This window comes from Sphingobium sp. TomTYG65 (assembly GCF_055395525.1).
The window spans coordinates 366,682-384,636 of record NZ_AP027330.1 but is presented as its reverse complement, the minus strand read 5'-3'; the positions used below and the strand labels follow the sequence as shown (position 1 = coordinate 384,636).

The 17,955-nt window shown below is 64.3% G+C and carries 17 protein-coding genes; 3 read left to right on the top strand and 14 right to left on the bottom strand.

The window, feature by feature from the left end; all coding sequences use genetic code 11:
• The first annotated feature begins 35 nt into the window (after window positions 1–35).
• Together fdxA and ACZ5Y5_RS01980 are read left to right on the top strand one after the other, a co-directional pair.
• Window positions 36–374 carry a ferredoxin FdxA gene (gene fdxA, locus ACZ5Y5_RS01985; protein WP_464779881.1) on the top strand — a complete coding sequence of 113 codons (339 nt, stop codon included), beginning with the start codon at window positions 36–38 and terminating at the stop codon, window positions 372–374.
• A gap of 289 nt (window positions 375–663) precedes the next feature.
• Window positions 664–1,191, top strand: a complete 528-nt coding sequence (locus tag ACZ5Y5_RS01980; RefSeq protein ID WP_464809543.1) for a CarD family transcriptional regulator — start codon at window positions 664–666, stop codon at window positions 1,189–1,191.
• A gap of 113 nt (window positions 1,192–1,304) precedes the next feature.
• Here ACZ5Y5_RS01980 and ACZ5Y5_RS01975 read toward each other — a convergent pair whose 3' ends face one another.
• The 10 genes from ACZ5Y5_RS01975 to ACZ5Y5_RS01930 all read right to left on the bottom strand — a co-directional run bounded on the left by ACZ5Y5_RS01975 (window position 1,305) and on the right by ACZ5Y5_RS01930 (window position 11,714).
• On the bottom strand, window positions 1,305–1,538 hold the full coding sequence (locus tag ACZ5Y5_RS01975) for a hypothetical protein (protein WP_464809542.1): 234 nt from the start codon (window positions 1,536–1,538) through the stop codon (window positions 1,305–1,307).
• A 213-nt stretch (window positions 1,539–1,751) separates the two neighbouring features.
• Window positions 1,752–2,252: an asparaginase domain-containing protein gene (locus tag ACZ5Y5_RS01970; protein WP_464809541.1), complete on the bottom strand. Its 501-nt coding sequence runs from the start codon at window positions 2,250–2,252 to the stop codon at window positions 1,752–1,754.
• Between the two features lie 70 nt (window positions 2,253–2,322).
• Window positions 2,323–3,135, bottom strand: a complete 813-nt coding sequence (gene proC / locus ACZ5Y5_RS01965; protein WP_464809540.1) for a pyrroline-5-carboxylate reductase — start codon at window positions 3,133–3,135, stop codon at window positions 2,323–2,325.
• Window positions 3,136–3,146: 11 nt separating this feature from the next.
• Window positions 3,147–3,653 (bottom strand): type III secretion system chaperone family protein, encoded by a 507-nt coding sequence (locus ACZ5Y5_RS01960; RefSeq protein ID WP_066528600.1) that lies wholly within the window; start codon window positions 3,651–3,653, stop codon window positions 3,147–3,149.
• A gap of 109 nt (window positions 3,654–3,762) precedes the next feature.
• Entirely contained in the window at window positions 3,763–4,062 is a 300-nt protein-coding gene (locus ACZ5Y5_RS01955) for an accessory factor UbiK family protein (protein WP_066524502.1), read from the bottom strand.
• Window positions 4,063–4,109: 47 nt separating this feature from the next.
• Complete coding sequence (locus tag ACZ5Y5_RS01950) at window positions 4,110–4,658, bottom strand: TspO/MBR family protein (protein WP_464809539.1); 549 nt, start codon at window positions 4,656–4,658, stop codon at window positions 4,110–4,112.
• Window positions 4,659–4,681: 23 nt separating this feature from the next.
• A complete protein-coding gene (locus ACZ5Y5_RS01945; RefSeq protein ID WP_464809538.1) occupies window positions 4,682–7,786 on the bottom strand; it encodes an efflux RND transporter permease subunit in 3,105 nt (1,034 codons plus the stop codon).
• Window positions 7,787–7,801: 15 nt separating this feature from the next.
• Window positions 7,802–8,866, bottom strand: coding sequence for an efflux RND transporter periplasmic adaptor subunit (locus tag ACZ5Y5_RS01940; protein ID WP_464809537.1), 1,065 nt, complete (start codon window positions 8,864–8,866; stop codon window positions 7,802–7,804).
• 89 nt (window positions 8,867–8,955) lie between these two features.
• The gene (locus tag ACZ5Y5_RS01935; protein ID WP_464809536.1) at window positions 8,956–9,693 is read right to left on the bottom strand and encodes a TlyA family RNA methyltransferase; all 738 of its coding nucleotides are present in this window, start codon (window positions 9,691–9,693) and stop codon (window positions 8,956–8,958) included.
• Window positions 9,693–11,714 (bottom strand): protein-disulfide reductase DsbD family protein, encoded by a 2,022-nt coding sequence (locus ACZ5Y5_RS01930; RefSeq protein WP_464809535.1) that lies wholly within the window; start codon window positions 11,712–11,714, stop codon window positions 9,693–9,695. Before ACZ5Y5_RS01930 ends, ACZ5Y5_RS01935 begins: the two co-directional genes overlap by 1 nt.
• 79 nt (window positions 11,715–11,793) lie before the next feature.
• Between ACZ5Y5_RS01930 and ACZ5Y5_RS01925 the strand changes: the two genes are divergently transcribed.
• Complete coding sequence (locus ACZ5Y5_RS01925; RefSeq protein WP_464809534.1) at window positions 11,794–13,443, top strand: alkaline phosphatase family protein; 1,650 nt, start codon at window positions 11,794–11,796, stop codon at window positions 13,441–13,443.
• 97 nt (window positions 13,444–13,540) lie between these two features.
• Here the strand turns inward: ACZ5Y5_RS01925 and epsC are convergent, their stop codons facing one another.
• The 4 genes from epsC to ACZ5Y5_RS01905 form a co-directional block, all read right to left on the bottom strand.
• Window positions 13,541–14,539 (bottom strand): serine O-acetyltransferase EpsC, encoded by a 999-nt coding sequence (gene epsC, locus ACZ5Y5_RS01920; protein ID WP_464809533.1) that lies wholly within the window; start codon window positions 14,537–14,539, stop codon window positions 13,541–13,543.
• 110 nt (window positions 14,540–14,649) lie between these two features.
• Window positions 14,650–15,981, bottom strand: coding sequence for an ATP-binding protein (locus tag ACZ5Y5_RS01915; protein ID WP_464809532.1), 1,332 nt, complete (start codon window positions 15,979–15,981; stop codon window positions 14,650–14,652).
• Window positions 15,978–16,688 carry a response regulator transcription factor gene (locus ACZ5Y5_RS01910; RefSeq protein ID WP_464809531.1) on the bottom strand — a complete coding sequence of 237 codons (711 nt, stop codon included), beginning with the start codon at window positions 16,686–16,688 and terminating at the stop codon, window positions 15,978–15,980. The genes ACZ5Y5_RS01915 and ACZ5Y5_RS01910 overlap by 4 nt, the downstream gene beginning before the upstream one ends.
• Window positions 16,689–16,884: 196 nt before the next feature.
• Window positions 16,885–17,721, bottom strand: coding sequence for a TorF family putative porin (locus ACZ5Y5_RS01905; RefSeq protein ID WP_464809530.1), 837 nt, complete (start codon window positions 17,719–17,721; stop codon window positions 16,885–16,887).
• Between the last annotated feature and the right edge of the window lie 234 nt (window positions 17,722–17,955).

Sequence of the window (17,955 nt, the reverse complement as noted above, 5' to 3'; positions counted from 1 at the left end):
GGCCGCCGCTGTCGAAACCTATTGAGTGCTGACCCATGACCTATGTCGTGACCGACAACTGCATCCGCTGCAAATATATGGATTGCGTCGAGGTCTGTCCCGTGGACTGTTTCTACGAGGGCGAGAATATGCTGGTCATCAACCCCAATGAGTGCATCGACTGCGGCGTGTGCGAGCCCGAATGCCCTGCCGAAGCCATTCTGCCCGATACGGAGAATGGCCTGGAGAAGTGGCTGGAGCTCAACACGAAATTCTCCGCCGAATGGCCCAACATCACGGTCAAGGGCGAAGCGCCTGCGGACGCCGACGAAATGAAGGGCGTGGAGAACAAGCTGGAGAAGTTCTTCTCGCCTGAGCCAGGCTCGGGTAGCTGACAAGCAGAACAGACTGCTCCATTCTGTCCTGTGTCGGACGCCATGCTGATGGGTCCGGAAACTATCCCTAGCGTGTCCCGCGCATACCCACTCCCGGATTTTGCGTCTGGGGGTGGCTATTTTGTTACGAATCTGCTAAATAAGCGGCAAGAGGCGGAAACGGTCGCATCCGTCCTGGAGTATTTGCTCATGTCCTGACGGTAACGCCGCGGAATCCCCGGCTTGTGCCCTATCTGCGCATCTGTGACGCGGCGCGTATCCGTCCCCGGTAGAATTAGAAAGGTTTCAAATGGCTGCCAAGGCGCTGTCCTTTGACGTAGGTGATTATGTTGTTTACCCCAAGCACGGCGTGGGCCGCGTCGTGGAGCTGCAGAAAGAGCAGATCGCGGGCATGGAATTGGAGCTGTATGTGCTCCGGTTCGAAAAGGAGCGCATGACGCTCCGCGTGCCGACGAACAAGGCCGAAGGGGTCGGCATGCGCAAGCTGTCGTCGAACAAGACCCTGGAAGAAGCGATCGAAACGCTCAAGGGCAAGCCCAAGGTGAAGCGCACCATGTGGTCGCGCCGCGCGCAGGAATATGAAGCGAAGATCAATTCGGGCGACCTGGTGTCGATCGCCGAAGTGACGCGCGATCTGTTCCGTGCCGACGATCAGCCCGAGCAGAGCTATTCCGAACGGCAGATCTTCGAAGCCGCTTCGAGCCGCCTCGCCCGCGAGCTGGCTGCGATGGAAGAGACGGACGAGCCGAGCGCACTGAAGAAGATCCTGCGCATCCTGAACGAAGCCGCCCCCAAGCATGCGAAGGTGGAAGGCTAAAACCGGTTGAGCCGAGCCGACGACGGCAGACTGACAGATAGAAAGGGCGTCCCGACCGGGGCGCCCTTTATCTTATCTGGGCGGCAGCAACGTCCGCCTGGCTGATGTGATCCTTATTCGCCCTTCGCGGCGTCCTTGGCAGCATCGCCGACGTCGCTCGCGGCCTGGCCGACCTGCGTGGCGGCTCCTTCGACCGCGCTGTCCTTGCGCGTCTGACTGCTGATCAGGAAGAAGGCGGCGATCGCCACCACTATCACCAACAGCAGCACCGCGATTGCTGTCCCGCCACCACCGCGCTTTTCAATCACCGTGGTCGTCGTTGCCGGACGCTCCTGATAATCAGCCATGAATGTCCTCCTCATCGTTACGCCACCCGCACGAATAATGCTCTTGGCGCGAGTGGGTTCCTGAAGGGGGGGAAGCCCGTAGGCGCAGGGTTCGTTGGGGGGATATGAGCGGGATTTAATTCGACCGTTCGCCCTGAGCTTGTCGAAGGGCGCACGCGGGCTTCGACAAGCTCAGCCCGAACGGCAGTTTAAACCTTCGTTCGTCCTTCTCGCTCAACCCCGCGCCACAAAGGCGCCCTTCGCGCGATCCTTGACCACCTGATCGGCGCGGAACACCGATCCGCTCATAGTGATGTAAACGCCCGGTTCTGCCGTCTGGACCGTGGCGAAGGCCATGCCGAGGTTGAAGCTGGCGTCGCTTTCGCCGAAGCGTGCGGGGGCAAGCGCGCCGACCAGCACGATCGTTTTGCCAGGGAGGCCGTGCAGCACCCCGGCCGTGTCGGTCATCGTATCGGTGCCGTGGGTGATGATGATATGGCTTTCCGGAGCGGTCATGACGCGATCCCGGATCAGGGCACGGTCGGCATCATCCAGTTCCAGACTGTCCTTGCGCGTGACTTCCTCTATGCGGAAGGGCCGCTTGACCCGCGCGATGTCCAGCAGCTTCGCCATCACCGTTTCGCCGACCTGATAGTCGGACAGGGCATCGAAATAGATCTTGTCGATCGTGCCGCCGGTGGTGAGGAGAAGGATGGGCGTATCGGCGGGCAGCATGGCAAGCTCCGGAAGGCGAGAGGGTCAGCCACTCCATTTAGGCGCTTCCCATCCGGATAGAAACCGCCGCCTAGCCGCCGCGCGCCATTTCCTCGCCACGATCGCGGGCTGCGGTCAGCGTGTCGATGAGAAGCTTGAGCAGCCGGTCGTCGGCATCAAGCACGTTGAGCCCTTCGCGCGTCATGCCGCCCGGACTTGCGACACGGTCTGCAAGCACAGCCGGGCTATCGCTCGCCTGGGCCGCCATATTGGCCGAGCCGTGGACGGTCGCAAGCGCCATGCGGGCCGCCTGCTCCGCTGGCAAGCCGATCGCCTCGCCGGCGCGCGCCAGGGCATCGATGAAGCGGAACAGGAAAGCGGGACCGCATCCCGACAGCGCCGTGACTTCGTTGAACTGCCCTTCGTCGGCGATCCATTCGGCGAGCCCGAGCGGGGCGATCAGTGCGGCAATGGCGACGCGCCCCGCTTCCGATGTTCCAGCCTCGGCATGGAGCGCGGTGACGCCCTGCCCCAACCCGACGGGCAGATTGGGCATGGCGCGGACGATCTGGCCTGCTGTGGGGAATTGCCGCCGAAGGTCCGCCAGCGGCGTGCCCGCCAATATGGAGAGCAAGGTCGTCCCCTCTCCGCATAGTGGCGCCAGCGCCGTCGCGACGTCGCCAAGCTGATAGGGCTTCATGCCGAGCAGCACGGTCGTGCCGGGCGAGAGCGACGCAGGATAGGCGGTTACGACCCGCACCCCGTCCGCCACCGCGCGGCCGCTGGGGCGCAGCACGGTAACGCGGGCCGGGTCCAGACCACAGGCCAGCCAGCGGGTCAGCATCTGTCCTGCCATGTTGCCGCAGCCGACGAGGAACAGCTGCTCCGGCCAGATATCATTCATGGGGATGGCCCTCAGGCTTCGCCGCGCGTCTCGATCAGGCTGGCGGAAATGGCCTCGGTCGGGCTCTTTCCGCCCCAGAGGACGAACTGGAAAACGGGGTAGAAGCGTTCACACTCGTCGATCGCGGTTTCGACGAGAATCTGCGCCTGGTCGAGCGTCAAAACCCCGCCCGCGCCCAAGAGTGCGCCGTGGCGGAACAGCACGATGCCGCTCGACGACCAGAGTTCGAAATGGCCGAGCCAAAGCTGTTCGTTGATGAGGCCCAGCGTCTCGTACACTGCGGCGCGCTTGTCTTCGGTCACGCGAATGTCGGGAAGCGCCAGCAACTGCAGCACCTGATCCTCATCGCGCCAGATGCCGCGCAGTTCATATTGCGCCCATGACCCTTGCGTGCTTGCGACGATCTCATCTTCGCCGACCTGATCGAAACTCCAGCCATTCGCCTCAAAATAGGCGGCCAGCATATCGATCGGCGCGGCTTCCTGGCCGCCATTTTCAAATTCGTCGCTGTCCATCATCTGCTGGCCATAGAGCATTTCCCGATGGCAGGGAAACCATCCGAATCGGGAAAACGCGTCAAATTAGGGCTTCGTTGCAGAAATAAAACGGACAGGCGGCGAAGCCCGCTTATTCTGCGCCCGGCGTGCCGCCCTTGGGCGAACGGACGGTCTTCGTCACCGGTTCAGCCGACCTGCCCTCCAGCGCGTCGATGCGGGCCTTCAACAATTCGACTTCTTCGCGCGCGGCCGCAGCCAGCGCTTTCACCGCGTCGAATTCGTCGCGGCTGACGAAGTCCATGCCGCCGATCCACTGCTTGGCCTTTTCGCGCGCGTTGGTTTCGAACTCGCGGCTCATGCCTGCGACCGTTCCAGCGGCGCCGTTCACCAGCTTGGCGAGGTCGTCGAAAAAGCGGTTTTCGCTCTGCATGTGCTAATTCCTTGATTGCCGGCGCATGTGGGACGCGCCCTTCGAATCTATATTTGGGTCTTGAGCGCGGGGGCGACAAGGGTTTCCGCGTCGGGATTAAGCCGCCCGATCTCATAATTTAGCGCGGATGCAAAGCCCAGCCAGGCGAGATAGGGCAGTAAAAGCAGCCCCGCCATCTGGCGGATGCGCCAGAAAAGGGCCGTGGTGACGGCCACAAGGACGAACAGCAGCAGGATCAGGGCGAGCGCATTATCCACCTGATGCGCGCGGAAGAAAAGCGGCGACCAGGTGAGGTTGAGCAGCAGCTGGACGAGGAACAGGGTGATAGCAAGCCCCCTCCCCCGCGCGCCGCGCGCGTGGATGATGATCGCCAGCGCAAGTCCCATGAGGATGTAGAGGATCGTCCAGGCGACGCCGAATGCCCAGCCCGGCGGCATGAAGTCAGGCTTCAGCAGCGCGTCGAACCAGCGATTGCCATAGCCGCTGTTGGCGAGCCTGCCCGACAGGAAGCCCAGAAAAACGATAGCCGGGACAGTGACTAGCGCCCAGCGGAGATAGGCCAGCCGCAACTGACCCGGGGACGCGATCTCATTCATCGTCGGCGCAGCTCCACTAATCCTCACTCGGCGGCCTCGGGCGAATCCTTCAAAGCCGTGTCAAGCCGCCGTCCTACGGTTTGCGGTGAAACGGTTCGTCCCGCAACCCGCGAATAGAGGATGGGGATCAGGAATAGCGTGATCAGCGTGGCGAGCGAGACGCCGAAGACCACGACGACGCCGATCGACTGGCGAGCCGCCGCGCCTGCCCCGCCGCGGATGACGAGCGGCACCGCGCCGATCACGGTGGCGATGGAGGTCATGAGGATGGGGCGTAGGCGGCGGGCGGCGGCCTGACGGATCGCCTCTGCGATCTCCAGCCCCTCGTCGCGCAATTGGTTGGCGAATTCGACGATGAGGATGCCGTTCTTGGCGGCGAGACCCACCAGCATGACGATGCCGATCTGGCTGTAGAGGTTGATCGAGCCGCCGGTCAACGCCAGCCCCAGCACGCCACCCGCGACAGCGAGCGGGACGGTGGCGATGATGACGCCCGGATGGATGAAGCTTTCGAACTGCGCGGCGAGCAGCAGATAGACGATGAGGATGGTCAGTCCGAAGACCATCCAGATCGATCCGCCGGTTTCACGCAGCGACTGGCTTTCCCCGCGATAACCGATGGCGAGCACCTCGGGCGACTGGCGGGCTTGATCTTCCAGATAGGACAGCGCTTCGCCCAGCGAATAGCCGGGGGCGAGGGCGGCGGTCAGGGTGATCGCGCGCAGCTTGTTGAAGCGGTTGAGCTGACGCGGCCCGGCGACTTCGCGCACGGTCACTACCGACGAGAGAGGGACCAGCAAGCCGGTGCGGGTGCGCACCTGGATGCGTTCAAGGTCCGCCTGCGTCTGGCGCCCCTCCCGCTCCGCCTGGATCAGTACGCGATATTCCTCACCGCGATCCACATAGGTGGTTACACGGCGCGAACCGAGCAGCGTCTGCAGCGCCTGGCTGATGTCATTGGCCGATACGCCAAGGTCGCCCGCGCGCTGCTGATCCACCTCGATCCGCATCTGCGGCTTGGTTTCCTTGTAATCGCTGTCGAGGTTGATGAGGCCGGGATTGCTCGCTGCCGCCGCCATGATCCGGTCGCGCGCGGCAACCAGCCCTTCATAGGTGGAACCCGCCAGTACGAGGTTGACGGGAAGGCCCCGGCCCCGGCCAAGCCCCGATCGCGGCGCGACATTGCCGCGCACGCCGGTCTGGTTGGCGAGGGCCTTGTTGATCGCGTCAGCCACTTGCGCCGTGGTGATCGTCCGCTCTTCCCAGGGGCGGAGGAAAGCGATGATGTTGCCGCCGTTGAAATCGTCGCTCGCGCCGAACCCGGCGGGGGTGCGCATGTTCAGCACCTTGAGCCTGCCATCCTTCAGCAGCGGCTCAAGGTCAGCCTCCAAGTCGCGCATATAGGCTTTCATCCGGTCAAAGCCGGTGCCTTCGGGCGCGGTGACCTGCCCGTCAACGACGCCAGTGTCTTCGGCCGGGGCAAGCTCGGTCGGCAACGTGGTGAAAAGCGCGCCGGCCGCGCCCAGGAAAAGGGCGAGCGCAACCAGGGCCAGAGCAGGCCGCCGCAGCACACGGTCGAGCAGGCGCGCATAGCCGCGCTCCAGCCGCTGGAATCGATCATCCACCCAACGCGCCAGCCGTCCGCGCTCGCTATGGCGCAACAGCTTGGAACAAAGCATCGGCGCGAGGCTCAAGGAGATGAAGCCGGAGAAGGCGATCGCGGCGATCATCGCTATGGCCAGTTCGCGGAAGAGCAGGCCTGTCTGGCCCGCGAGGAACATCACCGGCACGAACACGGCGCAAACGACCAGCGTGGTCGAGATGATCGCAAAGCCGACCTGCCGCGTACCGCGATAGGCGGCGAGCAGCGGGTCTTCGCCCTGTTCGATGCGGTGATAGACATTTTCCAGCACCACGATCGCGTCATCCACCACCAGACCGATCGCCAACACGAAGGCGAGGAGCGTCAGCAGGTTGATCGACAAGCCGAGCAGCCACATGACCGCACAGGTGGCGAGGAGGCAGATGGGCACCGTGATCGATGGGATGATGGTCGCGCGCAGCGATCCCAGAAAGAGGAAGATGACAAGGATGACCAGGATCGCCGCTTCGAGCAACGTGTCATAGACATTGTCGATCGCCCTGCTGATGAACAGGGATTCGTCCGAGCCGACATTAACGCTCATCCCCTGCGGCAGGTCGGGGCGCAGTTCCTCGATCAGCGCTTTGGCGCGCTCGGCTACTTCCAGCGTGTTCGCGCCCGACTGGCGAATGATGCCGACGCCGATGCCGGTCCCGCCATTGGAGCGGAAGGAGGTATAGGGATTTTCCGCGCCTTGTTCGATCCGGGCGACGTCGCCCAGTTTCACCTGATAGCCGTCCTGGCCGCGACCAACGACAAGCTGGGCGAACTGCTCTGGGGTGGAAAAGGCGCGCTCCACGCGCAGGGTCTGGTTCTGATCCTTTGATTCAAAGCGGCCTGCGGGCAGTTCGACATTCTGCGCGCGCAAGGCGTTTTCGATGTCGGCGGGCGTCAGAGCGAAGGCTGCAAGCTTTTCCGCGTTGAGCCATATGCGGGTGGCGGGCCGCTCGTCCCGGCCGCCATTGACGCGGGCGACGCCGTCGATCGCGGAGAAACGATCGATGACGTTGCGGTCGAGATAGTCCGCAATCTGCGTCGGGGTCCAGCCGGGGCGCGTAAACACGATGAACAGGATCGCGCGGGCATCGGCATCCACCTTGCGGATTTCGGGGGCGAGCGCGTCTTCGGGAAGATCTTCGATGACCGCGCCGACACGGTCCCGCACGTCATTGGCGGCCGAATCGATGTCGCGGGACGGATCGAATTCGATGCTGATCGCCGATGTGCCATCGCGCGAGGTGGAGCTGATGGTCTGGATGCCCTGAACGCCCGCGACGGCGTCCTCGATGATCTGGGTGATTCGGGTTTCGACGACCGAGGCCGCAGCGCCAGTGTAGCTGGTTTCCACCGAGACGATCGGCGGATCGGTATCGGGATATTCGCGGACCGACAGGCTGAGATATCCGACCACGCCGACGATGCAGAGCAGCACAGCGATGACCGCCGCGAAAACCGGGCGGCGGACGGAAAGGTCGGACAGCTGCATCGCGCCCGGCCCCGATCAGGCGCCGGTAGCGGAGCGGTCCGCCATTTTGGCGGTCGGCCCGCCCTTGTCACCTGGCAAGCGCACTGGAACCCCGTCCGTCAGCTTGACGACGCCATCCGTCACGACCTTTGCGCCGGGCTTCACGCCGCCGATGATTTCGACAAGCCCATTTTGCCGGATACCGGTATCGACCTTCACCCGCTTCGCCTTGCGATCTTCGACGAGGAACAGGAAGCGATCCTCCCCCTCCCCGACCAGCGCCAGTTCGGGCACGGCCAGCGATTGCCGTTCACGGGCGATAACGCTGACGGTCAGGAGCATGCCGGGCTTCAATGCACGATCCGAATTGGGCAGGATCGCCCGCACCCTGACCGCGCGCGTGGCGGGGTCGATTACCGGATCAATGGTGGCGATCGTGCCAGTGAAGGGCCGGTCAGGGTAGGCGGACGAAATCGCCTTGATCGCCTGCCCCTGACGGATCATCGACAGCCGCGTTTCGGGCACGGTGAAATCGAGCTTTATGCGCGAAATATCGCTGACCGTTGCAATGGCCGTACCAGCCGAGACGATCGCGCCAGGCGAAACCGTGCGCAGACTGACCCAACCGGCGAACGGTGCGCGGATGACGCGGTCGCCGATGGAGGCGCGAGCAAGCTGCGCATTGGCGCGGGCGGAATTGGCCGCCGCAACTTGCTGATCAAGGCTGGCGCTGGTGGCGAAACCGCGCTTCTTAAGCGCCTGTATCCGCTCAAGCTGCTGCGTCGCCTGCAATGCCTGCGCCTCGGCCGACGCCAGTTCAGCCCGTTCCTGTCCCACAGCGAGGGTGGCGATCACCTGTCCGCGGCTGACAAAGCCGCCATCGGCAAAGTTGATCGAAGTGATCCGCTCCGTCACCGGGGCGGACAATATGACCTGCTCATTGGCGAGCGCGGTGCCAACGGCGTCCAGATTGTCGGTGAAGGTCGCGTGCCGGATCGGCGCGGCCTCCACCAGAGCGGGTGGGCGCGCCTTCTTCTCCTTTTCCGCGCCGCAGCCGGAAAGGGTCAGCAGGGCAAGACTGAGGATCAGGGATGAACGCATGATGAAGGGCTATCGGGCCTTTGCGAAGGATACAACCGGGGCATTTGTCGCGAAATGTAACTGCACCCGACATAACGAATGCGACCCGATTATCCGCCAAGCGTGGCGTGGATCAGAAACTCCACATTACCCTGCGGTCCGGTGATCGGACTGGTGGTCACGCCATTGACCGTCCAGCCCTGCGCGGTCAGCCACTCACGCACTTCTTCGCAGACGCGGGCGTGGATGGCGGGATCGCGCACGACGCCGCCCTTGCCCACTTCCTCCCGGCCCGCCTCGAACTGCGGCTTGATAAGGGCGACCAGATGCGCGCCGGGCCGGGCAAAGCTCATCGGCCGCTCCAGCACCTTGGCGAGCGAGATGAAGCTGGCGTCGCACACGATGACGTCCACCGGTTCCGGGATATGATCGGCGGTAAGGATGCGCGCGCTCGTCTGTTCATGGACGACGACGCGGGGGTCCGATCGCAGCTTCCAGGCAAGCTGGTTGGTGCCGCTATCGACGGCATAGACGCGCGCCGCGCCCTTGGTCAGCAGCACATCGGTAAAGCCGCCGGTCGAACTGCCCACATCGATGGCGATCATGCCGGTCACGTCCAGCGCGAAATGATCGATGGCGTGGGCCAGCTTGATGCCTCCACGCGAAACCCAGGGGTGGTCGCGGCCCTTAACCTCCAGCGCTGCATCTTCGGCGACTTGCTGGCCAGCCTTGTCTATCTTCCGGTCGCCAAGGAAAACGAGACCGGCAAGGATCAGCGCCTGCGCGCGCGCCCGGCTTTCGGCAAGGCCGCTATCGACGAGCAGCTGGTCGGCGCGCACCTTCGCCATCAGCGGACCAGCGCCGTCAGGGTGGAAACGGTCAGGAGTTGCGGCAGCACCTGCGGCGGCCGTCCAGGCGCATACCAGAGATAGAGCGGCACGCCGGATCGGCCCTGCGCTTCGAGGAAGCGGGTGATCGCCGGATCGGCATTGGTCCAGTCGCCGACCATGACGGTCACTCCCGCCTTGGCGAAGCTTTCGCGGGTTTCGGCTCGATCGATGGCGGCGGCTTCATTCGCCTTGCAGGTCAGGCACCAGTCGGCGGTGAAATAGAGGAAGACGGGCTTGCCCGCCGCGCGCAGGCTGGCGAGCCGGGCTTCGTCAAAGGGCACCGTCCCTGCTTCCCCTTGCGCGACGCTGGCGGCGCGAGCGGGAAGCAGGACCGCGCCTGCGCCCAGCAGAAGCAGTGAGAGCAGCGCGGCGATCCGGCCGCCCCGCTTGCCGCGATGCTGGCGCACCCCCAGCCACCAGAGCAGCAGCGCCAGCAGCAGTGCGGCACCGAGCCCGATCGTCATCGCCGCGACGCCGCGCTGCTGGCCGAGCAGCCAGGCGAGACCAAGCGCCGTCAGGAACATGGGGACGGACAGGATCTTCTGGAACGTGCCCATCCAGGGGCCCGGGCGCGGCAGGCGGGTGCGGAGCGCTGGAATATAGGCGAGCAGCAGGAATGGCAGGGCGAGCCCGAAGCCGAGGCCCGCGAACAAGGCGAGCGCCGCCGTAACCGGCAGAACCAGCGCCGCGCCCATCGCCGCGCCCATGAAGGGTCCAGTGCAGGGCGTCGCGACGAAGGCGACGAGTGCGCCGGTCCAGAATGCGCCCGCGACACCGGCTTTGCCCGCAAGCTTGTCGCCGCCGCCAAAGGCGCTGAGTTCGAACAGTCCGGCGAGGTTGAAGGCCACTGCCGTCACCAGCAGCAACAGCAGCAGGATCACGCGCGGGTCCTGCAACTGGAAGGCCCAGCCGACTGCAACGCCCGCAGCCCGCACCGCCAGCAGCAGCGCGCCAAGCGCCAGGCAGGTGAGGATGACGCCGGCCGCGTAGGCCAGGGCTTCCCGCCGGACGTTTCTTTCTTCACCGCCAGCGCGGGCGAGTTTCAGCGCTTTGAGGCCAAGGATCGGGAAAACGCAGGGCATGATGTTGAGTAGCAGTCCGCCCAGGATCGCGCCCCCCAAGGCGATCAGGGCGGTGCGCAGCATGCCTCCATTCGCGGCCTCGACCACGCCCGGCGCAGCGGTGAGCAGGAAGCCGACATGATCGCCTGTGCGCAGGACCGCCTGGACCGCGCCGCCCTTGAAGCCCTCGCCCGCCTCGGTCTCTATCAGCAGGCGATCGCCCTCACGGCTGACGGTCTGCGGCGCGGCATAGCGGGTAAGGCCATCTTCCAGCGGGAAGAGGTGAATATCTGCCGCCGCCGCATCCGCCGGAAAGGGGACGGAGAGCCGCAACTTGCCGTCCTTGACCGCGTAGGTCGCGCGGCTGCCGAGGGGCCGGGGCAAATGGGCGCGCCAGCCATCGAAGCGCGCCTGTGCAGCTGGCGTGATCGCGCCGTCGCCAGCCACCAGATCGAGCGAGATGTCGGCGCTCTCCGGCACGCAGATCTTGTCCGTGCAGGCAAGCCATTCCGCCCGGCCCGTTATGGGCAGGCGCGTTCCCCGCGCGACGTCCCGCGCGATCCTGAGCGGCGCGAGGATGGCATATGGGCCTTCATAGACATGGTTCATGAGGCCGGAGATTAGCAAGGTTTCCGGCACAGGATAGCGAAGCTCACCCACGCTGACGCCCTTGGGCAGCACCCATTTGACGGTCATGCCAAGCCCTGCGTCGCCCGGATTTTGCCAGTAGCCGTGCCAGCCTGCCTCCGGAGTCATGGCAAAGGCGATGCTGGTCGTGCGGCCCGGCGCGGGCGCTGCGCTTTCCGGCACCAGCTGCGCGGCGATGTGCGGCGCGCCCGTTCCGAACGCCCCCTGGGCCTTTGCGGCAGGCGCTAAAAAGAGCGCCAGCGTCATCAGAAGGACATGGAAAATCCGCATCGGGCCTCTGGTCGGGTGGATCAGAGCGGGCTAGGTCCGGCTGCACCCGCCGTCAAGGCATCAGAAGGGGTCAGGATAGATGTTGAAGAAAGCGCTCGCCGCCCTGCTGCTGGCTGCACCGCTACCCATATGTGCTCAGGTGCCCGCTCCGGCCGCGCCATCGGCGGCATCGCCCCGGCTGATCGTCGCGATTTCGGTCGATCAATTTTCCGCCGATCTCTTCAGCGAATATCGTCCCTATTATAGCGGCGGCCTCAAGCGCCTCAGCGAAGGCGCGGTGTTTCCGCGCGGCTATCAAAGCCATGCCGCGACTGAAACCTGCCCTGGTCACAGCACCATCCTGACCGGCAGCCGCCCGTCACGGACCGGGATAATCGCCAACAGCTGGATAGACCTGAACGCCGCGCGGGCGGACAAGACGATCTACTGTGCCGAGGATGAAAGCAAGCCAGCCAGCAGCAGCTCCAATTATGTCGCTTCTCCGGTCCATCTGCGCGTGCCGACGCTTGGGGGACGCATGAAGGCGGCCAACCCGGCGACGCGGGTCGTGTCCATAGCGGGTAAGGATCGCGCGGCAATCATGATGGGCGGCAGTAAGGCGGACCAGGTCTGGTGGCTGGGTCCCAAGGGCTATGTCAGCTATCCCAATGTGCCCACCCCGCCGCTGGTCCAGCGCGTGAACCAGATTTTCGCGCAACGGCTCGCCACCGCCAATCCGGGTTTCGAACTGCCGCCGCAATGCGCGGCCAAGGATTTTCCCGTGGGCATAGGAGCGGACAAGAGCGTCGGCACCGGCCGCTTCGCCCGCGCCGCCGACAGTTTCAGCGCTTTCCGCACCTCGCCCGAACAGGATGCGATGACGCTGGCCTTTGCTGCAGCCGCCATCGAAAATATGGGCCTCGGCAGGCATGGGCAGACCGACATCGTTTCGATCGGCCTGTCGGCGACCGACTTGATCGGCCACGCCTATGGCACGGAAGGCACCGAAAGCTGTATCCAGATCGATCGGCTGGACCGGGAACTGGGCGCTTTCTTCGACCAGTTGGACAAGCAGGGCATCGACTATGTGGTCGTGCTGACCGCCGACCATGGCGGCCATGACCTGCCGGAGCGGCACCGCCAGAACGCGATCCCGATGGAGCAGCGTGTGGACCGCGCGCTGATGCCGCGCGCCTTGTCAGAGGCTGTTGCGGCGCGGACCGGCATTGGCGGAAAGGATCTGATCCGGGGAGACGGTCCGTCGGGCGACCTTTATTTCGATCGCAGCCTGACCCGTGCTCAGCGGGCCAAGGTAGAGGCAGCTACGCTCGCCCTGCTGCGCGCGCATCCTCAGGTGGAAACCGTGTTCACCAAGGCGCAGATCGCCGCCGCTCCCTCCCCCTCGGGTCCGCCCGAAAGCTGGAGCCTGCTGCAGGAAGCGCGCGCGAGCTATGATGCGGAACGGTCCGGCGATCTGCTCCTGCTGCTGAAGCCGCGCATCACCCCCATCCCCGATCCCATCAAGGGGGCAGTGGCCACCCACGGATCGCCATGGGATACGGATCGCCGCGTGCCGATCCTCTTCTGGCGCAAGGGAATGCGACACTTTGAACAGCCGCTAGGCGTGGAGACGGTGGATATCCTGCCGACCCTCGCCGCGCTCATCGATCTGCCGGTGCCCAAGGGCGAGATTGACGGGCGGTGCCTGGACCTGATCGCGGGCGAAGGGGATAGTTGCGCGGGCAAATAGCCTTATCGGCTTCCCGTAGGAAACCCTCAACATCCGTTCGCCGTCAGCCCGAACGGATGTTGAGATTTGCGGCGTGTGACAGGGCGCTCAACTCGAGCTAGATATTCTCCGCAAACCCATCGCGCAGTGCGTGAACGCGGTGGGGGGCGGAGACCTCCACTCGGCTCGTTACTTCATATTGCGCCTTGGCCTGGCGGACATTGCTGTCGGCGGGCACGCTGTCGGTCAGCCAGACATTGCCGCCGATCACTGAGCGGCTGCCGATGATGATCCGGCCCAATATGGTCGCGCCGGCATAGATGACGACGTCATCCTCTATGATCGGATGGCGCGGCAAGGCCTTTTCAAGCGCACCCTTCTCGTCCGCGGGGAAGCTACGCGCGCCCAGCGTCACGCCCTGATACAGCCGCACCCGATCGCCAACGATCGCGGTTTCGCCGACTACGACGCCGGTGCCATGGTCGATGAAGAAGCTGCGGCCGATCCGCGCGCCGGGGTGAATGTCGATGCCGGTGCGCGAATGGGCGATTTCGGAAATGATCCGGGCCACGAGCGGCGCGCCCAGATCATAGAGGCGATGCGCCATGCGATGATGGATGATCGCCAGCATCGAGGGGTAGCAGATCAACACCTCGTCCACGCTGCGCGCGGCGGGATCGCCCATGAAGGCTGCCTCCACATCGCTGTCGAGCAATTCGCGCAGGCCAGGCAGGCTTTCGGCGAAGGCACTGATGATGCGGGCCGCCTCCGCGTCGACTTCCTCCGCGGGCTGGGCGTGCATGACATAAAGAAGTTCGAGGCGGATCTGGCCGTAGAGGCGGCTGAGCGCCGTCTGCAAGGTCTGGGCGACGAACGCATCTTCATTATGGATGCGCACGAAGCTCGGCCCGAGCCGGAGCGGAAACAGCGCGCCGCAAAGCGACGTCATGATCTTCGTGAGGTTGGCCCGCGAAGGAAAGCCTTCCGCGCCATATTCGGCATGGTGCTGCTGCGCCTGGCGCCAGCGGCTGCGGATCGCGCCCAGATCGCTGACCAGCCGGCCAATATCCCAATAGCCTTCCAGAAGCTGGTCTTCGCCTTCGCCGTCTGCCGTCATATGCGCCTCTTGTTCAACGGGAAACCGGCATAGACCGGCTTGGCGGGTCCCGATAAACGAGTTTTGCTTGCACCCCCACAGTTTCTCTTTTGCGCGGGGCGCGACGCGGATCAGCGCTTTTCCGCCGCAGGCGCGATGTGAAGGCGGATTTCGACGCGCAGACCGCCCTCTGGCCGGTTGGTAAGGGTCAAGGTCCCCTCCTCCTGCTCGACAGCCTTGGCGACGATGGCAAGGCCCAGGCCAAGGCCCCGCGTATTCCGCTGCCTCGCCTCATCCAGACGCGCAAAGGGCTTCAGCACTTCTTCCAGCTTGTCGTCAGCTATGCCCGGGCCATCATCCTCGACACGGATCAGCACTTCGTTACCGCGGCGCTCGACGCCGACATCGGCGCGATGGCCATAGTGGAGCGCATTTTCGACCAGATTCATCACGGCACGGCGCAGCAGCATCGGCCGCGCGTTCATTTCCAGATGGTCCGGACCTTCATACGTGACGTCAGCGCCCTGATCCTGAAAGGCGTCGACGACCGTCGCCACGGTCACGGCCACATCGGTGCGAACGACAGGCTCTCCATTTTTCTCGCCGCCAAGGAAGGCCAGAAGGGAATCGATCATCGCGCCCATCTCTGCGAGGTCCCCGGCCATCGCCTCCTGTGCTTCGGCATCCCCTATCCCCTCCAGCCGAAGCTGCAAGCGGGCAAGCGGCGTGCGCAGATCGTGTCCCACCGCCGCCAGCGTCTCCGTGCGCTCGGTGATGAGGCGATGGATGCGCTTCTGCATGGCATTGAAGGCGCGGATCAGGTCGCGGACGTCGCTGGTCCCGCCTTCCGCGACGATCACTTCGTCACTAAGGCCGATATGTTCAGTGGCCTTGGTCAGGTCCTTCAGCGGCGCGAGCGTCCGGCGGATCAGCATCCCGCCCGCCACCATGAGAGCGACGAGGGGTATCAGCGCGAGACCCATGCGGCCGACGGTGAAGGTCCACTGGCCGCCGGTATGCCGCATCCCGAAATAGAGCCAGCTCCTGTCGGGCAGCTGCAGCCCGCCATTGATCTGCGCCACGCGTCCCGGCGACGCCAGCCGCAGCCACAGGCGCGATTGTTCGAGGCTGGGTTCCCAGGTGATGATCTGGCGGCGCATCCGCTCCAGCTCCGGCGCCAATGTCGGGGGCGGCGGCGAGGCCGGGGTCCAGTGGACGTCGTAACGGTCCGTCGTCAGTTGAATCGCCATCGCATGCCGTTCGCCCGGCGGCTGTTCCGCCACCAGCTTGCGGGCGATGACCAGATGCTCGGCCAGCCGCCGCGCTTCGTCATCCTGCAGGGAAAGATGGCCTGCGCGCTCGTAGATCAGCGTGCCGACCGCAAATTCCAGCGTCAGGGTCAGCAGCAGAATGGCCAGCAGACGGCCGACCAGACCCAGCGACCGGCTGACATGGAATCTCAAGCGCGGCTGACTTCTGCGTTGAACATGTAGCCGACGCCACGCACCGTCGTGATCGGCGCTGCCCTGCCCTCCGTCGAAAGCTTGCGGCGCAGGCGGCTGACCAGCACGTCGATGCTGCGGTCGCTGCTGTCGCCCATGCGCGTGCGCGACAATTCGATCAGGCGTTCGCGGGCGATTACGCGCTGCGGGTGGCTGAGGAAGGAGCCGAGCAGGTCGAATTCCGCGCCGGTAAGATCGACGATCGCGCCGGTCGGGGAGCGCAGTTCACGGCGGGGAAAGTTGACGATCCAGCCGTCGAAACGCGCTTCATTTTCCCGATGTTCGTCAGGGCCGCGCTCCACGCCGACGCGGCGCAGGATCGCGCGGATGCGGGCGATCAGTTCGCGCGTGCCAAATGGCTTGGGCAGATAATCGTCGGCGCCCAGTTCCAGACCGACAATCCGATCGGTTTCGCTGCCCCTCGCGCTGATGAAGATGATCGGCACGTCGCTCTTGCGGCGGATCTGGCGGCACAGGTCGATGCCGTTGGTGCCGGGAAGCATGACGTCGAGTACGACAAGGTCAACGGGCCCGGCATCGAACGCGACCCACATTTCAGGTCCCGATGATGCAGGCCGGACCTGATAGCCATGCTCCTGAAGCGCTCGCGCCGTCAGGGTGCGCAGCGGCGGGTCGTCCTCCACCAGAATGATCGTGGGAGCGGTCATCCCAGCAAGTTCACGCAACAAAATCGGATCATGGGTTAACGGATAGGGAGCGCTGTGGGAGGGGTCAACCGGACGTTGCCGCAGAAACCCGTTGAAATCAGATCAGCAACAATTTGTCATGCGAAGGACAATCAGGGACCTTCGCCAGCAAGATTATAGTGCCGGGCCCCGCGAAGCAGAGCCCGGCACGATCAGCTTAGAAAGCTGCAGTCAGGGAGAAGACGATCTGGCTGCGCGCGATCGATTCACCGAAATCATCGGCATCCTGAACCATGAAGTTCGGGCGAAGATAGGTTTCGTCCGACCGCTTGATGTCGGTATCGACATAAGCGACGCCCAAGGTCAGCGGGGTGCCCGGGATGGCGACGTCCGCGCCCACCAGCCAGTCGAGATATTTGCCGGTCGGAGCGATCGAGGTGCCGTTCGGGCCAAGGCCGGGGTTGCCGTCCGAATAGCCCAGATGCGCCTTCAGCGTGACCGGGGTGCCCGGCAGAGCGCCGCTTACGTCGCCCCAGATGTAGAGATTGTCTTCCTTGTCACCCGGATCGGCAACCGTGCAAGCCGCGTCGCTGCACCAGTTGCCCAGCGCCTGCTGCTTGGGTGCATAGGCGACGCCCAGCAGACCCTTGACCGGGCCGAACTCGCTCGACAGCTTCACATAGGGTTCGGCGAAGTCGGTCTTGTCCGAGCCCGACGGATACATGTACCAGGTAAGGCCGACGTCCAGCGTCGCTCCACCCAGCGGGATCGCGTAACCGGCGAACAGGTCGAGTTCCATGTTGGAGCCGCCGAACTGGCCCCAGCCAGCGAGGTTCGAAGCCCAGGTGCCCGCGTAGAGGCCGCTTTCATGCGTGGCGGTGATGCCGCCCTGAATGGCCATGCCCTTGTCGGTCTGCGACACGCCACGGAAGCGATAGTCAGAAACCAGCGCGACGCTGCCCGACACGGTGACGGGACCTTCGGCTTCTTCCTGGGCGAATGCCGGCGCGCTCGACAACAGGGCGAGGGCAGCACAGGCGATCTGATATTTCATGAAACATTCCCCTTTTTGGTAAGAATGTTCCGTCCTGCGTCCGCACCGGCTCAAAGGTCTGAACGCCTTCGATTACCCGCGGATTGACCCCACGCTATGGCGCTGCTGGACAAAGAGGAATGGACTTTTACCGCAGGTGCGAAGGCGGCTTGAAGGCTGTGCCTTGGGGGTCACTGTTATTAGCTGATGCGCTTCTGATTATGTCTATTCGATTGCTGTCTCGAAACAGGATGC